Source organism: Streptomyces johnsoniae (assembly GCF_031845565.1).
In the GTDB taxonomy this organism is placed as follows: Bacteria; Actinomycetota; Actinomycetes; order Streptomycetales; family Streptomycetaceae; genus Streptomyces; species Streptomyces johnsoniae.
The window spans coordinates 148,743-163,409 of the sequence record NZ_JAVREV010000003.1; the positions used below are offsets into that span (position 1 = coordinate 148,743).

The 14,667-nt window shown below is 73.1% G+C and carries 14 protein-coding genes and 3 pseudogenes; 7 read left to right on the plus strand and 10 right to left on the minus strand.

Annotated elements, in window-relative coordinates; genetic code table 11:
- The first annotated feature begins 51 nt into the window (after positions 1-51).
- Positions 52-1,161 (plus strand): epoxide hydrolase family protein, encoded by a 1,110-nt coding sequence (locus RM779_RS06600; RefSeq protein WP_311616707.1) that lies wholly within the window; start codon positions 52-54, stop codon positions 1,159-1,161.
- Positions 1,162-1,244: 83 nt separating this feature from the next.
- Here RM779_RS06600 and RM779_RS06605 read toward each other — a convergent pair.
- Positions 1,245-1,547, minus strand: a pseudogene (locus tag RM779_RS06605) (GntR family transcriptional regulator); the annotation flags it as partial.
- A gap of 29 nt (positions 1,548-1,576) precedes the next feature.
- On the opposite strand from RM779_RS06605, the gene RM779_RS06610 reads away from it, so the two are divergent.
- The 4 genes from RM779_RS06610 to RM779_RS06625 all read left to right on the plus strand — a co-directional run bounded on the left by RM779_RS06610 (position 1,577) and on the right by RM779_RS06625 (position 5,503).
- Complete coding sequence (locus RM779_RS06610; protein ID WP_311616708.1) at positions 1,577-2,404, plus strand: methyltransferase domain-containing protein; 828 nt, start codon at positions 1,577-1,579, stop codon at positions 2,402-2,404.
- A gap of 57 nt (positions 2,405-2,461) precedes the next feature.
- Positions 2,462-3,571: a DUF4037 domain-containing protein gene (locus RM779_RS06615; protein ID WP_311616709.1), complete on the plus strand. Its 1,110-nt coding sequence runs from the start codon at positions 2,462-2,464 to the stop codon at positions 3,569-3,571.
- Positions 3,571-4,476: a phosphotransferase gene (locus RM779_RS06620; protein WP_311616710.1), complete on the plus strand. Its 906-nt coding sequence runs from the start codon at positions 3,571-3,573 to the stop codon at positions 4,474-4,476. Before RM779_RS06615 ends, RM779_RS06620 begins: the two co-directional genes overlap by 1 nt.
- A 139-nt stretch (positions 4,477-4,615) precedes the next feature.
- On the plus strand, positions 4,616-5,503 hold the full coding sequence (locus RM779_RS06625) for an SAM-dependent methyltransferase (protein WP_311616711.1): 888 nt from the start codon (positions 4,616-4,618) through the stop codon (positions 5,501-5,503).
- Positions 5,504-5,585: 82 nt separating this feature from the next.
- On the opposite strand, the gene RM779_RS06630 is transcribed toward RM779_RS06625, so the two are convergent.
- Together RM779_RS06630 and RM779_RS06635 are read right to left on the minus strand one after the other, a co-directional pair.
- Positions 5,586-6,905 carry an aspartate aminotransferase family protein gene (locus RM779_RS06630; RefSeq protein WP_311616712.1) on the minus strand — a complete coding sequence of 440 codons (1,320 nt, stop codon included), beginning with the start codon at positions 6,903-6,905 and terminating at the stop codon, positions 5,586-5,588.
- Entirely contained in the window at positions 6,902-7,744 is an 843-nt protein-coding gene (locus RM779_RS06635; protein WP_311616713.1) for a nitrilase-related carbon-nitrogen hydrolase, read from the minus strand. Before RM779_RS06635 ends, RM779_RS06630 begins: the two co-directional genes overlap by 4 nt.
- A 177-nt stretch (positions 7,745-7,921) precedes the next feature.
- Between RM779_RS06635 and RM779_RS06640 the strand changes: the two genes are divergently transcribed.
- A complete protein-coding gene (locus RM779_RS06640) occupies positions 7,922-8,665 on the plus strand; it encodes a hypothetical protein (RefSeq protein WP_311616714.1) in 744 nt (247 codons plus the stop codon).
- Positions 8,666-8,731: 66 nt separating this feature from the next.
- Entirely contained in the window at positions 8,732-9,499 is a 768-nt protein-coding gene (locus tag RM779_RS06645; protein WP_077058106.1) for a GntR family transcriptional regulator, read from the plus strand.
- A 27-nt stretch (positions 9,500-9,526) separates the two neighbouring features.
- Here RM779_RS06645 and RM779_RS06650 read toward each other — a convergent pair whose 3' ends face one another.
- From RM779_RS06650 to RM779_RS06680, 7 genes and pseudogenes are all read right to left on the minus strand, one after another.
- Positions 9,527-9,952: a DUF6278 family protein gene (locus RM779_RS06650; protein ID WP_311616715.1), complete on the minus strand. Its 426-nt coding sequence runs from the start codon at positions 9,950-9,952 to the stop codon at positions 9,527-9,529.
- 67 nt (positions 9,953-10,019) lie between these two features.
- On the minus strand, positions 10,020-10,802 hold the full coding sequence (locus RM779_RS06655) for an exodeoxyribonuclease III (protein WP_311616716.1): 783 nt from the start codon (positions 10,800-10,802) through the stop codon (positions 10,020-10,022).
- Between the two features lie 11 nt (positions 10,803-10,813).
- Positions 10,814-11,458 carry an MBL fold metallo-hydrolase gene (locus RM779_RS06660; protein ID WP_311616717.1) on the minus strand — a complete coding sequence of 215 codons (645 nt, stop codon included), beginning with the start codon at positions 11,456-11,458 and terminating at the stop codon, positions 10,814-10,816.
- A gap of 67 nt (positions 11,459-11,525) precedes the next feature.
- A complete protein-coding gene (gene pssA / locus RM779_RS06665; protein ID WP_311616718.1) occupies positions 11,526-12,383 on the minus strand; it encodes a CDP-diacylglycerol--serine O-phosphatidyltransferase in 858 nt (285 codons plus the stop codon).
- Positions 12,370-13,017 carry a phosphatidylserine decarboxylase gene (locus RM779_RS06670; RefSeq protein WP_077058101.1) on the minus strand — a complete coding sequence of 216 codons (648 nt, stop codon included), beginning with the start codon at positions 13,015-13,017 and terminating at the stop codon, positions 12,370-12,372. The genes pssA and RM779_RS06670 overlap by 14 nt, the downstream gene beginning before the upstream one ends.
- A 155-nt stretch (positions 13,018-13,172) precedes the next feature.
- Positions 13,173-14,230 (minus strand): annotated as a pseudogene (locus RM779_RS06675) (acyl-CoA dehydrogenase family protein).
- Position 14,231: 1 nt separating this feature from the next.
- Positions 14,232-14,661, minus strand: a pseudogene (locus tag RM779_RS06680) (MaoC family dehydratase).
- Between the last annotated feature and the right edge of the window lie 6 nt (positions 14,662-14,667).

A 14,667-nucleotide genomic window follows, 5' to 3' on the forward strand; every position in this document is an offset into this window, starting at 1 on the left:
GGCGTCTAGCGTCGTTCTCGTCAGCACGCACGCGCCGTCCTGGGGAGCGCCATGAGCACCACGAGTACCGATATCCGCCCTTTCCGCATCGAGACGGCGCAGGCCGACCTCGACGACCTGCACGACCGGCTCGCGCGCACCCGCTGGCCGCGGCAGCTGCCCGGCGAGGGCTGGAGCCGCGGCGTGCCGGTCGGCTATCTGAAGGGGCTGACCGACTACTGGCGCGAGAGCTTCGACTGGCGGCGGCAGGAGTCGTGGCTGAACGGGTTCCCGCAGTTCATGACCGGAATCGACGGGCAGGACGTGCATTTCCTGCACGTCCGCTCCGCACGGCACGATGCGCTGCCGCTGATCCTGACGCACGGCTGGCCGAACACGTTCGTGGAGTTCGCGCCGCTGATCTCCCGGCTGACCGCCGACTTCCACGTCGTCGTGCCCTCCGTGCCGGGATTCGGGTACTCCGCGCCGCCGCACGGCACCGGCTGGGACGCCGCGCGGGTGGCCCGCATCTGGGTGGCGCTCATGCACCGCCTCGGCTACGACCGCTACGGCGTCCAGGGCGGCGACCTCGGGGCCTATGTCGCGCCCGAGGTCGCGAAGGCCGATCCGGAGCACGTCGTCGGCGTGCACATCGACGCCGGCATCGGCTTCCCCGAGGAGGCCGACCTGCCCGGCCTGACACCGGCGGAACGGGAGCAGCTCGCGCAGCTGGGCGAGTGGGCCAACGGCGTCGACCACCACGCCCTGCTGCGCGCCGCGCCGCAGACGTTCAGCTACGGGTGGCACGATTCGCCGGTGGCGCAACTGGCCTGGCTGCTCCACAAGTTCAAGGAGTTCGGCACGACAGGTGAACTGCCGGACGAGGTCATCGACCGCGACCTGCTGCTGACCAACGCCACCCTCTACTGGCTGACGGGCACCTCGGGCAGCTCCTCGTGGTCCATGTACGAGAGCACCGGCCCCTTCGCCTGGCCCAGGGGCCAGGCGGCGGTGCCGACCGGCGTCTACGTGGGGCCGCCCGCGATCCGCCGGCTGGCCGAGCGGCACAACAGGATCGTCCACTGGCCGGAGAGCAACCCGGGCCGCCACCACTTCATCGCCATGGAGGAGCCGGACGGCCACGCCGCCGACATCCGCGCGTTCTTCGCCAAGGTGCGCTGAGGCGGCGGCCGCGCTCACCCGCGGCCCGGCGCCGCGCCCCGGCGCCGGGGCGGTGCGCGGGGAGGCGGGCGCGCGGCCCGGCGCGCCGGTCGGCGCGGCGACCACCACGGTGCCGTTCCGCCCGCGGCCCTCGACGTGCCCGTCCTCCGCCAGCCGCCGGTACGCCTCGGTCACCACCCCTGGACACACGCGCAGCTCCGCGGCCAGCACCCGGGTGGGCGGCAGCGTGCCGCCGACCGGCAGGCGGCCGTCGGACACCGCCTGCCGCAGTGTCCCGGCCAGCCAGTCGGAGAGACCGCCGGGGGAGCCTGGCTCCTGTCGAGCTGGAGGAAGTCGGCACCGGCCGTTTCGGACCAGTCCAAGTCGCGCCCATTGGACCTGTTCACCGGGCCATTGTGGCGGCAGGGTCGCTGCCATGGAGACGAGGACCATTCCGCGCACGGTGATCCGCCCCGGCTACGTGCACGGCTATTCGGAACAGGAGTCCCGCAGGCTCGGCGACCAGGCGGACACGCTGGCCGGTCTGCTGCACGGCGGGACGGCGTACCCGGCGGGCAGCCGGGTGCTCGACGTCGGGTGCGGGGTCGGCGCGCAGACGGCGCATCTGGTCGCCGCAGGACCGCGGGCGCACATCGTCGGCGTGGACGTCTCCGGCCACTCCCTCGCGCAGGCCGGCGCCCGGCTGCCCGGCGTGACGTGGTGCCGGGCGGACCTGTTCGCGCTGCCGTTCGCCGACGCCTCGTTCGACCACCTCTTCGTGTGCTTCGTCCTCGAACACCTGCGGGCCCCGCGGCTCGCGCTGTCCGGGCTGCGGCGCGTGCTGCGGCCGGGCGGGACCATCACCGTGATCGAGGGCGACCACGGGTCGGCCTTCTTCCACCCGCACAGCGCGTACGCGCGGGCGGCGATCGACTGCCAGGTGCAGCTCCAGTCGGCCGCGGGCGGGGACGCGCTGATCGGACGGCGGCTCCAGCCGCTGCTCACCGAAGCCGGATACGCGGACGTCGAGGTCCGGCCCCGCACCGTGTACGCCGATGGCACCCGCCCGGCGCTGACCGAGGGATTCACCCGCAACACGTTCGTCGCGATGATCGAGTCGATCAGGGACGAGGCGCTGGCCGCGGGCCTGATCACCGCGCCCGACCTCGACCGCGGCCTGGCGGACCTCAGGCGCACCGCCGAGGACGGCGGAACGTTCCACTACACCTTCTTCAAGGCCCGCGCCATCAGGGGCGACGACTGACGCGCGGCACCGGGAAATTCGGTGGTGGGCGCCGTCCGGCGACAGCAGGCTGGGGTCATGACGTCATCACCCGCCGCCTTCCTGCCCGGCCTGAAGCTGTCCCGCGCCCTCTACGAGGAGGCGGTGCGGCCCCTGCTCGCCGAGGAGTTCCCCGAGCTGCGGTACTCGGCGGCGCGGATCGGCGCGGGCTCCGAGGTGCTCGGCTTCGACACCGAACGGTCCGCCGACCACGATTGGGGGCCGCGGCTCGATCTGTTCCTCTCCCCGGGGGACGCCGCCGCGCACGGCGCGTCGGTCCACGCGCTGCTGGCCCGGCGGCTGCCGAAGCAGGTGAAGGGCTGGCCCACCCACTTCGAGCGGAACGCCGACCCGGCCGACCCCGTGGGGCGGATGGCGCCGACGACCGGCCCGGTCGACCACCGCGTCTCGGTGGACGAGCTGGGCGCGTGGCTGCGCGGCCACCTCGGCACCGACCCCTCGGCGGCCGAGCCGGACACGGCCGACTGGCTGTCGATTCCGCAGCAGCGGCTCGCCGAGGTGACCGCGGGCGCCGTGTTCCACGACGGGCTCGGCACGCTCGACGCCGCGCGGCGGCGGCTGGCCTGGTACCCGGACGAGGTGTGGCGCTACCTGCTGGCCTGCCAGTGGCAGCGGATCTCGCGGGAGGAGGCGTTCGTGGGGCGCTGCGCCGAGACCGGCGACGACCTGGGCTCCGCGGTCGTCGCGGGCCGGCTGGTGCGCGACCTGATGCGCCTGTGCCTGCTGCTGGCGCGGCAGTACGCGCCGTACAGCAAGTGGCTCGGCGGCGCCTTCCGGCGGCTGCCGTGCGCGCGAACGCTGACCCCGTCGCTGCGCGGCGCGCTGGCGGCGACCGCCCATGCGGAACGGGAGCGGCACCTGTGCGACGCCTACGAGGCGGTGGCCGCGCTCCAGAACGCCGAGGCTATGGCGCCACCGGTCGACCCGGCCCGGCGGCCGTATCACGCGCGGCCGTTCCAGGTGCTGCACGCCGAACGGTTCGCGTCGGCCCTGGCCGCCACGCTGACCGACCCCGTGCTGCGCGCGCTGCCGCTGACCGGTGGCGTCGACCAGTGGGCAGACAGCACCGACTTCCTGAACGACCCGGCGGCGATCCGCGCCGCGACCGGCGCGTTGGCGGGCGCCTGATGGCCGGCCCCGCGGCGGACGCGGAGCTGCGGGCGGCCGTGGCCGCCGCCTGGGGCCGCCGCCTGGTGGGCCGGGGCGAACGGCTGCCCGGCGGCGAGGAGTCGGCCGCCCACCGCTTCGGTGACCTCGTGGTGCGCATCGGCCCGCCGTGGCGCGGCACGGCGGAGGCGGAGTGGTGCCATGCCGTGGCCCTGGCCGCCGCCGCGGGCGGCGCGCCCGCCGTCGTCCGCCCCGAACGCACCAGGGACGGTGCGACGGTGGTGCGGATCGGCGGCCGGCCGGTGTCGCTGTGGCCGTACGCGGCGGGCGCGCCGGCCGACCGCGCGGATCGGGGAGAGTGGTCAGGAGCGGCGCGGGAGCTGGCCGGTCTGCACCGGGCGCTCGTCCGCCACCGCCCGCCGCCGCGGCCGGAACCCGCGCTGCTGGAACGCGGCCTGCGCGGCGAGCCGTGGTCGGGCCCCGCCGCACTGGCGGATGCGGCACTGAGCCGATGGCTGGCCGAGTTCGCGCGCAGGCGGGGCCCGGGCCAGCCGCTGCACGGCGACTACTACCGGGGGAACGTGCTGGCGCGCGGGGGCCGGATCGTGGCCGTACTGGACTTCGACGAGGCCCACATCGGCCCGCCGGAGCTGGAAGTGGCCACGGCCGGACGGGAGTTCGGCGATCCGTGGGCCACGGACCTGAGCGGGGTGCGGCGCTTCGCCGACGCGTACGCCGCGGCGGGCGGCACGGCGGGACGGATGGACGACGAGACGACGGCGCAGCTGATCCGGCACCGGTTGCGCTGCGAGGCGGCGCACGTCGAGGCGGGCGGGGGAGGGGCGGAGGACGGCCGTGCGCCGGGCGCGGCCGACCGCGCGTACCACCGGCGGCGGATCGACCTCTTCCACCGTTTGCGGCCCTGATCCACGGGGCGCCCCGGGAGCGGTGGCCGCGGGCGGTGGCCGCGGGCGGCGACAAGTCCCGGCGGGGTCGGGCACCTTCGAAGCGGCGTGCGAAACTGCTTCCCGAAGGTGATGGCATGTCGAGGAGCGGAGCGAAGAGATGGCCGACCGAAGAGACAGCGGCGCGGCGGGGTCGGGCGAGGGCACGGGCCGTGACTACGGCCTGAGTTGGAGCGGGGCGCTGCCGGACTACGAGCCGGTGGAGATCGACACCACCAAGCCGAGCATCGCCCGGGTCTACGACGCGGCGATCGGCGGCAAGGACCACTACGAGGTGGACGCGGCGGTCGTCGAGGCCGGCCGGCAGGTGTCGGCGGCGGGCGTGGCGAGTGCCCGCGTCAACCGTGACATCCTCATCCGCGGGGTCCGCCACCTCGCGGAGCAGGGCATCGACCAGTTCCTCGACCTCGGCTCCGGGCTGCCCAGCGCGCAGAACACGCACCAGGTCGCCCAGGCGATCAACCCGGATGCGCGGGTGGTCTACGTCGACAACGACCCGATCGTTCTCGCTCACGGCCGGGCGCTGCTCGCCCAGGACGAGCGCACGCGCGTCATCACCGCGGACATGCTCGACGTCGAGCACGTGCTGAACCACCCCGGCGTCCAGGGCTTCATCGACTTCTCCAAACCGCTCGGCCTGATGATGGTGGCCGTTATCCACCACCTGCTGGACGAGGAGGACCCGAACGGGGTCGTCGACGCGTACAAGGCCCGTCTGGCACCGGGCAGTTACCTGTTCATCACGCACTTCTGCAACTCCTTCCCCGAGGCCAGGGAGCTGAACGACGTCCTCATCCAGTCCCTCGGCCGCGGCCAGTTGCGCAGCAAGGAGCGCATCGCGACCTTCTTCGACGGCATGGACCTGATCGAGCCGGGGATCGTTCCGCTCCCGCTGTGGCGCCCCGACGCCCCGGTGCCGGAGCCGCTCGACCACAGCGGCCTGCTCATGGTCGGCGGCGTCGCCCGCAAGCCGGCCCCCGGCGAGTAGCCGCGGCGCACGCACCTTCCCGCCGCCCCCGGCCCGCGCCTCGGGCCGGGAGCGGCGCGCGGCACATCCGGCGCGCCCGCCGCTACGCGGCCGGCTCGGCGTCCACCGCCCGCAGCGCGGCCGCCAGCACCTCGGCACCCGCCTCCGCCTCCGCGGCCGTCAGGCTCAGCGGCGGCGCGATCCGCAGCACGCTGCCGCCGGGGCCGCCGCCCTTGCCGAGCAGGAGGCCACCCGCGCGGGCCGCCTCAAGCACCCGCGAGGCCGCGGCCGGGTACGGCAGGTCCGTGCCGGGGCGCACCAGCTCGATGCCGATCATCAGGCCGCGCCCGCGGACCTCCCGCACCAGGCCGAGACCGGCCGTGACCGCCCGCAGCCGCTCGATCAGCAGCCCGCCCACCCGCCTGGCGTTGCCCGGCAGATCGTGCGCCAGCAGGTACTCCAGGTTGGCCAGGCCGGCCGCCATCGTGACGGGGCTGCCGCCGAACGTCGAGATCGAGTTGCTGTCCAGGCAGTTCATCACCTCCGCGCGCGCCACCACACCGCCGATCGACATGCCGTTGCCGATGCCCTTGGCGAACGTCAGCACGTCAGGCGGCCCGTGGCCCGCGTGCGCCTGCCAGCCCCAGAAGTGCTCGCCCGTCCGGCCCCAGCCGGTCTGCACCTCGTCGCTGATCCACAGGATGCCTTCCGCGTCGAGCACTTCGCGGAACGCCGCGAACAGCCCGTCGGGGCCCGAGGTGAAACCCCCCACGCCCTGCACCGGCTCGGCGATCAGCGCCGCCACCCCGCCGCGGGTCTGCGCCAGGACGTCCCGCAGGTCGGCGACGCACGCCTCGGTGAACGCCGCGTCCGGCAGCGCGGCGAACGGCCCGCGCGTGCGCACCCCGCCGTGCACGTACAGCGTGTGCACCGGCGAGAGACTGGTCGGCGACCAGGCGGAGTTGCCCGTGATGCCGACCGCGGAGAAGGACCGGCCGTGGTAGCTGTTGCGCAGGGCGAGCACCTGGTTGGACCGGCGGTACGCGGTCGCGAGGAGCAGCGCCGTGTCGTTCGCCTCGGTGCCCGAGGTGGTGAAGAAGACCCGCGGGTCCCGGATGCCGGAGAGCGCGGCGATCCGCTCCGCCAGGGCGACCATCGGCCGGTTGAGATACAGCGTCGAGGAGTGCAGGAGCCGCCCCGCCTGCTCGGCGACGGCCCGGCCGACCTCCGGCAGCGCGTGCGCCGTCATGGTGGTGAGGATGCCGCCGAAGAAGTCGAGGTACCGGTTCCCCTCGGAGTCCCACACGTGGCGGCCCTCGCCGTGCGTCAGCTCGACGGGCCGCTCGTAGTACAGCGACAACCAGTCCGGCAGTACCGCCCGGTGCCGCGCCAGCAGCTGCTCGGGGCCGCCCCCGCCGGTCACGGGTGCACCAGCCCGTCGTACGCGTCCGGGCGCCGGTCCCGGTAGAACGCCCACTGCTGCCGCACCTCGTCGATCAGGCCGAAGTCCAGGTCCCGCACGACCAGCTCCTCCTCCGTATCGCTCGCCGCGCCGCCCACGAGCTGCCCGCGCGGGTCGACGAAGTAGCTGGTGCCGTAGAAGTCGTTGTCCCCGTAGGGCTCCCGCCCGACCCGGTTGATCGCGGCCACGAAGTACTCGTTCGCGACGGCCGCGGCGGGCTGCTCCAGCTGCCACAGGTGTGCCGACAGGCCGCGCGAGGTCGCCGAGGGGTTGAACACCAGCTGCGCCCCGGCCAGGCCGAGCGCCCGCCAGCCCTCGGGGAAGTGCCGGTCGTAGCAGATGTAGACGCCGATCCGGCCCGCCGCCGTGTCGAAGACCGGCCAGCCCAGATTCCCCGGCCGGAAGTAGAACTTCTCCCAGAAGCCGCGGACCTGCGGGATGTGGTGCTTGCGGTACTTGCCGAGGAACGTGCCGTCCGCGTCGATGACCGCGGCGGTGTTGTAGTAGTGGCCCGCCTGTTCCACCTCGAAAACCGGCACCACAAGCACCATGCCGGTCTCCCCGGCCAGGGCCCGCATCCTGGTGACCGTCGGCCCGTCGGGCACCTCCTCCGCCCACCGGTAGTGCTCCGGCTCCTGCACCTGGCAGAAGTAGGGCGCGTTGAACACCTCCTGGAAGCCCATCACCCGCGCTCCCCGGCGGGCCGCCTCCCTCGCGTGCTCCTCGTGCTTGGCGATCATCGACTCCGTGTCACCGGTCCAGGTCGTCTGCACCAGCGCGGCACGCACCGCTTCTGCCATGTACTGCTCCCGTACTCGCGTGGATCGACAGGTGGATCGACAGGAGGAACGGTAGAATTCGTCACACTCCGTGGCAAGGGCATGGGCGCAACGTCGCCGGATCGGTGCCCGCTTGCGCCGCTGGGACCGGCGGCACGGGGCTCGTCCGCCGACCGCCCCACCGGTAGATTCCCGGCCATGACTGACGACGTCCGCTCGCTCCTGATCGCCGTGGCCGCCACCGCGGTGGCCGCGCTCCTGCTGGGCTGGTTCCTCCACGCCCACCGGCGGGACCGTTCGCTGCGCCGCCTCCAGACCTTCTTCGGGCTGCCGGAGAACTCCGAGTGCCTGCTCGTGGTCGGCCGGGACGCCGGCCCGGAAGGCGCCGTCGGCCGCAACGACGTCTTCGCCCTGCTCGAACTGGCCGCCGCCATCAAGAACTGCGGCGCCAAGGCGCAGCTGATATCGGGCGAGAGCGCACGGCAGGGCTTCGGCGAGCGCACCGAGATCTGCATCGGGAACCCCATGAGCAACCGCCGGATGGCCGCGCACCTGCACAGTCTGCTGCCGGGCGTCGCCGTCAACACGGATACCGAACCGGGTCCTGACCGCGGCGCGTTCCTCATCGGGACCGAGCGCTTCCGGCTGGAGAACGGCTCGGTCGAGCACGTGCTGCTCGCCCGCCTCACCGCCGGGCAGCAGGGCAGGCCGGTGTTCCTGGCCTGCGGCCAGCGGTCGGTCACCAACCAGGCGGCGACCCGCTATCTCGCCAAGCACCACACGAAACTGGCCAGGAAGCACGGCTCGGGCGGCAACTTCTGCGTGCTGCTGAAAGTCGTCAATTCGCAGGCGTACGGCCCCGACGTGGTCGAACTCGTCAAGGACGTGACCCGCGCGGCCACCACGGCCCAGCCGAAGCTCACCACCAGTAAGGACCTCTGACGCGGCGTGACGTAGCCTGGCCCCTGGGGTACGCAGGGCGATACGGCCCGCGGAAGGGAGACGGGGATGGGCGACACGCGGCCGATGTACCAGCGCATCGCCGACGATCTGCGGCGGCAGATCGACGAGGGGGGGCTCGCGGTCGGGGCGCGGATTCCGTCCAGAGCCGAGCTGAAGCGCGCCTACCGGGCGAGCGACCAGACGGTGGACCGGGCGGTGCGGGTGCTGAAGACCGCGGGGTACGCGATCGGCCAGTTCGGCCGCGGGGTGTTCGTGAGCGACCGGGCCCCGATCGGCGCGCTGGTGCGCACCACCGACGCGGTGGACACGCCGCTCGCGGCCCGGATCAGCGTGCCGGGCGCCACCGCCGTGAACGGCCAGCCCGACCTGGTGTGGGAGGCGACCTCGACGCGTACGGTGGCGCCGCCCGGGATCGCCGAGCGGCTGCGCGTCCGCCAGGGCGAGCGCGTCATGTGCACCCAGTACGAGTACCTGGCCGACCGCCGGCCGCTGCAACTGGCCACCAGCTGGGAGCCGTTGAGCCTCACCGAGGGCACCGACGTGATGTTCCCCGAGCGCGGGCCCTATGCGCGCCGCGGCGTGCGGGGGCGTTTCGCGGCCATCGGCATCCAGGTCGCGCAGGCCCGCGAGGTCGTGGGCTCGCGGCCGGCCACGAGCCCGGAGGCCGAGGCGCTCGGCTGCGCCCCGGGCCAGTGCGTCACGGCGGTGGAGCGCACGCACTACGACGTGGGCGACCGCCCCGTGGAGACCTCGGACACGGTGGTGCTGGGCGACCGCTGGCGCCTGGAGTACGCCATCACCTTCGGCACCTGACGGGCGCCGCCGCCGCGGTGGCACGCCTCAGGATTCGGCGACCTCCGCGTAGACCTGGGACAGCTCGGGCGTGCCGGTGTCCGCCCACTCCTGGCCCGTGGTGACCACGTCCACCTGGCGCCCGGAGGCCATGACGACGACCGGTTGGCCGTCGGGGCCAGGACCCCAGCGCGCACCGGGCACGGTGCGGACGATCACGGTGCCCAGGTAGAGGCCGACGTCGTTGGCGAGCCACGGCAGTTCCTCCGGGTCGTCCCGCCAGCGGGGGAGGAGCTGGTCGAGCGCCTCAAGCGACAGCGGGGTGTCGCCGAGAACGACGCCGGCGCGCTCGGCTCTGGCGCGCAGCAGTTCGCACTCGGACAACAGCTGGGCCACCCCTTCGGGATCGGACCAGGGACCGGTCGCCTCCGCGACGGGCCTCTTGCGCCAGTTGTCCAGGAAAGGGATGTTCATGCGGTCCAGGGTCGCATCCCGGGCGCCCGGCGCACCACAGGGCACGCTACCCGAAGATCGCGCGACTTCACCGCGGGTCGAGGTCGACGACGACCGGCGCGTGGTCGGAGGCGCCCTTGCCCTTGCGCTCCTCGCGGTCGACGTACGCGTCCTTCACGGAGGCGGCGAACGCCCGGTTGCCATAGACGAGATCGATCCGCATGCCCCGGTTCTTGGGGAAGCAGAGCTGGCGGTAGTCCCAGTAGGTGAAGGGCTTGTCGTACTTCAACGGCCGTGGCACGACGTCGGACAGGCCGGTGTCGCGCAGTGCGGCGAGCGCCGCCCGCTCGACGTCCGTGACGTGCGTGGAGCCCTCGAACGCCGCGACGTCGTACAGGTCCTCGTCGGCGGGCGCGACATTGAAGTCGCCGAGCACGGCGAACGGCCGGTCGCCCGCGGCGTCCTCGGCGACCGTGGCGCGCAGCGCGTCGAGCCACCGCAGCTTGTAGGCGAAGTGCGGATGGCCGACCTCGCGGCCGTTGGGCACGTAGACCGACCACACCCGCACGCCCCCGCAGGTGGCGGCGACGGCCCTGGGCTCGGCGCGGCCGTCGAACTCCGGGCCTGCCGTCAGCCCGGTGACCGGGTCGGCCAGGCCGGCGCGGGAGAGCACGGCCACCCCGTTCCACCTGCCGTCGGCGTGCACGACCGCCTCGTACCCCGCCTCGCGCAGGCGGTCCCCGGGGAACGACTCGGCGTCGCACTTCAGCTCCTGGACACACAGCACGTCCGTGCCGCTCGACTCCAGCCAGGCCAGCAGACGGTCGATGCGAACGGTGATCGAGTTGACGTTCCACGTGGCGATGCGCATGAGGGCTCTCTTCAGACGGTGACGGACTCGCCGGGAGCGAGCCTGGCGTACTCGGTGGGGCCGGTGCCCGGGCCCTGGGGGCCGAGGTTGCGGCCGTAGACGGTCAGGCCGGCGTCGGAGAGCAGCCCGTCGTGCACGGCGTAGGCCCGCGCGGCCCCGACCTCGCGCACGTAGTCGAGGACCTCGGAGAACTTGCTCCACGGGGCGTGGAGCGGCAGCATCAGCGTGCGCACGGGGCGCTCGGGCACGGTCAGCGCGTCCCCGGGGTGGAAGACCTCGCCGTCCACGAGGAACCCGACGTTGGTGACGCGCGGCAGGTCGGGGTGGATCACGGCGTGCAACTGTCCGTGCACCTCGACCTCGAAGCCGGCCGCCCGGAAGGTGTCGCCGTCGCCGACCGTGTGCACGCGGCCGGGGAAGGCCGCCGACAGGCGCTCGGCGACGCTCGCGAGCGTCCACAGGCCGACGGCCGGGTCGGCCTCTAGGGCGGCCCGCAGCCGCCCCTCGTCGTAGTGGTCCGGGTGCTCGTGGGTGACGAGCAGGGCGTCCGCGCCCGCGGCGGCGTCCGGCTCGCTGAACGCACCAGGATCGATGACGAGGGTGCGGCCCCCGGTGGTGAGCCGGATGCAGGCGTGGCCCTTCTTGGTCAGCTCCATGCGGGCCATTGTGCTACGGACCACCGACACCGGCCCGCGAGGGGCCGGGCGGCGGACTCGGGTATTCCTACGGCTCGGCGCCGGCGCGGGCCTCGCGGCGGTTGTCGCGGAAGGCGTAGACCCGGCGCACCATGGCGAACAGCGGGATCACCGCGCCGAGCACCAGTTGCAGCGAGCAGGCGGTCTGGAGCATCAGCAGGCCGCCGGGGGCGTCGAAGGCCCACGCGGTCAGCAGGGTCATGCTCAGCACGATCCAGGAGAGCATGGCGGCGGCCAGCGGCCCGCGCGGCTTGGGGTACTCCACGCGGCTCACCATCAGCCAGGCCACCCCGACGATGGCCAGGAGGGTCGGCGTGAACGGCAGCTCCAGCAGCACGATGGAGACGACGGTGAGCGCGCCGAACGGGCTGGGCATGCCCTGGAACACGCCGTGCGGCATGGTCACGCACGAGAACCTGGCCAGGCGCAGCACGACGGCGAGCAGCACGACGATGGCGGCCAGGGCCGACAGCGGCTCGTGCACGTCGCCCACGACCATGCCCCAGACGAGCACGAAGTAGGCGGGGGCGAGGCCGAAGCTGATCAGGTCCGAGAGGTTGTCCAGCTCGGCGCCCATGGGGGAGGCCCGCAGCTTCCTCGCGACCAGGCCGTCGAAGAGGTCGAAGACGGAGGCCAGCAGCATCAGCAGCACGGCGGTGGCCGCGTTGTTGCGGACCACGCCCTCGTCGCCGCTGTTGGTGAGGTGCGGGATGAGGATGCCGGTGGTGGTGAAGTAGACGGCGAGGAAGCCGCAGGTGGCGTTCAGCAGGGTGAGCGTGTCCGCTATCGACAGCCGCATCGACAGCGGCATGCCGTCGTCGTCACCGTCCTCTTCGTCGGTGACGTCCGCCCAGGCGCGTCGTGACTTGCGGTCAATCACGGTCAAGGCGAGTCACTCCCGCGCTCGTGCGCTCGCCGACCTCGACGGCCGGCTCGATACCCTCCGGAAGGTAGACGTCCACGCGCGAACCGAACCGGATCAGGCCGATGCGGTCGCCCTGCTCGACCTTGCAGCCCTGCGGGACGTAGGGGATGATGCGCCGCGCCACCGCGCCGGCGATCTGCACCATCTCGATGTCGCCCAGCTCGCCGGAGAACCGCCACACGACGCGCTCGTTGTTCTCGCTCTCCTTGTCGAAGGCCGGCACGTAGTTGCCCGGGACGTGCTCGACGGAGGCGACGGTACCGGCCACGGGGGCGCGGTTCACGTGCACGTTGAGCGGGCTCATGAAAATGGCCACCCGGGTGCGGCCGTCGTGCCACGGCGTGATGCTCTGCACCACGCCGTCGGCCGGGGAGATCACCCGGCCCTGGCCGATCTCCCGCTCGGGGTCGCGGAAGAACCACAGCATGCTCGCGGCCAGCGCGGTGGCGGGGACGGCCGCCGCGGCCCAGCGGCCGGAGCGGCGGGCCTTCACCAGGCTGACGGCGGCGGTGGCCACCGTCGGCACCAGCCAGGGGGAGGCGCCGCGGGCCAGACGTACCCGGCCGCCGGATAGGGGAGATGAGCGGTAAGGCATGGGAGACCTTCGTAGCGTGGGAAGTCACATCTGTGCGATGCGATGCGACTATGCCGATGCTATAGGTTTCGAGCGGCAACTCGGCAAGCCAGCGGGCCGTTCGAGGCCGGAAACCCCGTGCCCGGCGGGCCTGCGGCGGCGTCGGCCGGGGGTGTTCAGCCCGCCTGCGGGTAGGCGTCGAGCGGCCTGCGGGCAATGATCATTTTCTGAATTTCCGCCGTTCCCTCGCCGATGAGCGGCATGGGCGCCTCCCGGCAGAGCCGTTCGATCTCGTACTGCTCGGAAAAGCCGTAACCGCCGTGAATGCGAAAACTGTGCTCGACGACTTCCCTGCAGTGTTCCGCGGCGGGATACTTGGCCATTCCGGCCTCCAGGTCGCCCCGGCGCCCGGCGTCCTCGGCGGGCGCCGCACGCACGATGAGGGTGTGGGCGGCTTCTGTTTTCGTGGCCATCTCCGCCAGTCGGAAGTGGCTTGCCTGATGCTGTGCAATGGGTTTGCCGAACGTGTGCCGCTGCTGTGTGTAGGCGATGGCGAGTTCGAAGGCACGCAGCGCGACGCCGCGGCCGCGGGCGGCGACGTTGACGCGGCCGACCTCGACCCCGTCCATCATTTGGTAAAAACCGCGACCGGGGGCGCCGCCGAGGACCCGGTTGGCCGGAACTCGCACCCGTCCATGATCATCTCGGCGATGTCGACGCCCTTATGTCTCATTTTCTCAATTTTGCCGGGGATGGTGAGGCCGGGGGTGATCTGCCCGAGCCCCGGCTCATTCTCGACCAGGAACGTCGTCATCGACCGGTGCGGCGGCCCGTCCGCCTCCTCCGGCCGGGCTCCGGCATCGAGAACGCGCCGCGCGCCTCGCCGGTCGCCATCCGCGGCAGGAGGTGCGCCCCGCTGCTCGGGTGTGGCGTACCGCTGGAGCAGATGGGCCACGATGAAGTGCGTGTTCACGATGCCGGACACGCTCATCCAGCCGCGCGACAGCTCCGCCAGGCACAGCGCGTAGGTGAGCGGTGACCCGCCGAGCCCGCCGTACCCCTCGGGAACGGTCGGCCGAACAGGCCGAACAGGCCGAAGAGGCCGAACAGGCCGAGACAGACCGCGCAGCCCGGCGACGGTGTCGCCCGGGTACTCGTCGTGGTGGTCGAGATCCGAGGCGACCGGCAGGATCTCCCGCCGGACGTCGGTGAGCCCTTCCGCCGCGGCGAGCATCTCAGAGCCTCCCGCGGGGCCCGGGCCGCCCTGGCCGCTCGCCGCCGCGCTCCGCCACGCGGGCGGCGACGGGCACCAGCGCCTTGCGGCTGAAGGCGCACGGAAGCGTGCCGTCCTGCTTGTGCCCCCTGGTCTCCACGGCCACCACGCCGTGGCCCGGCCGGGCGCGACGTACCGCAGCGACTCCGTCTCCAGATCGGCGATGGCCCTGCCCGGGACGTCCGGCACGGACATGCCGAGCAGCAGCGCGTACGCGTACGTGCCGACGACGGCGTTCCGCCCGAACTCGGCCGTCCGTTCCGCGCGGTGGGCGTCCAGGTGCAGCGGGTGGTGGTCCATGGTCAGCCGGCAGAACAGGTGGCCGTCGGACTCGGTGACGGTCTTCCCCGGCCAGTGCCGGTGAACTCCGCAAAGGTGCGGCCGAACTGCATGGGCTC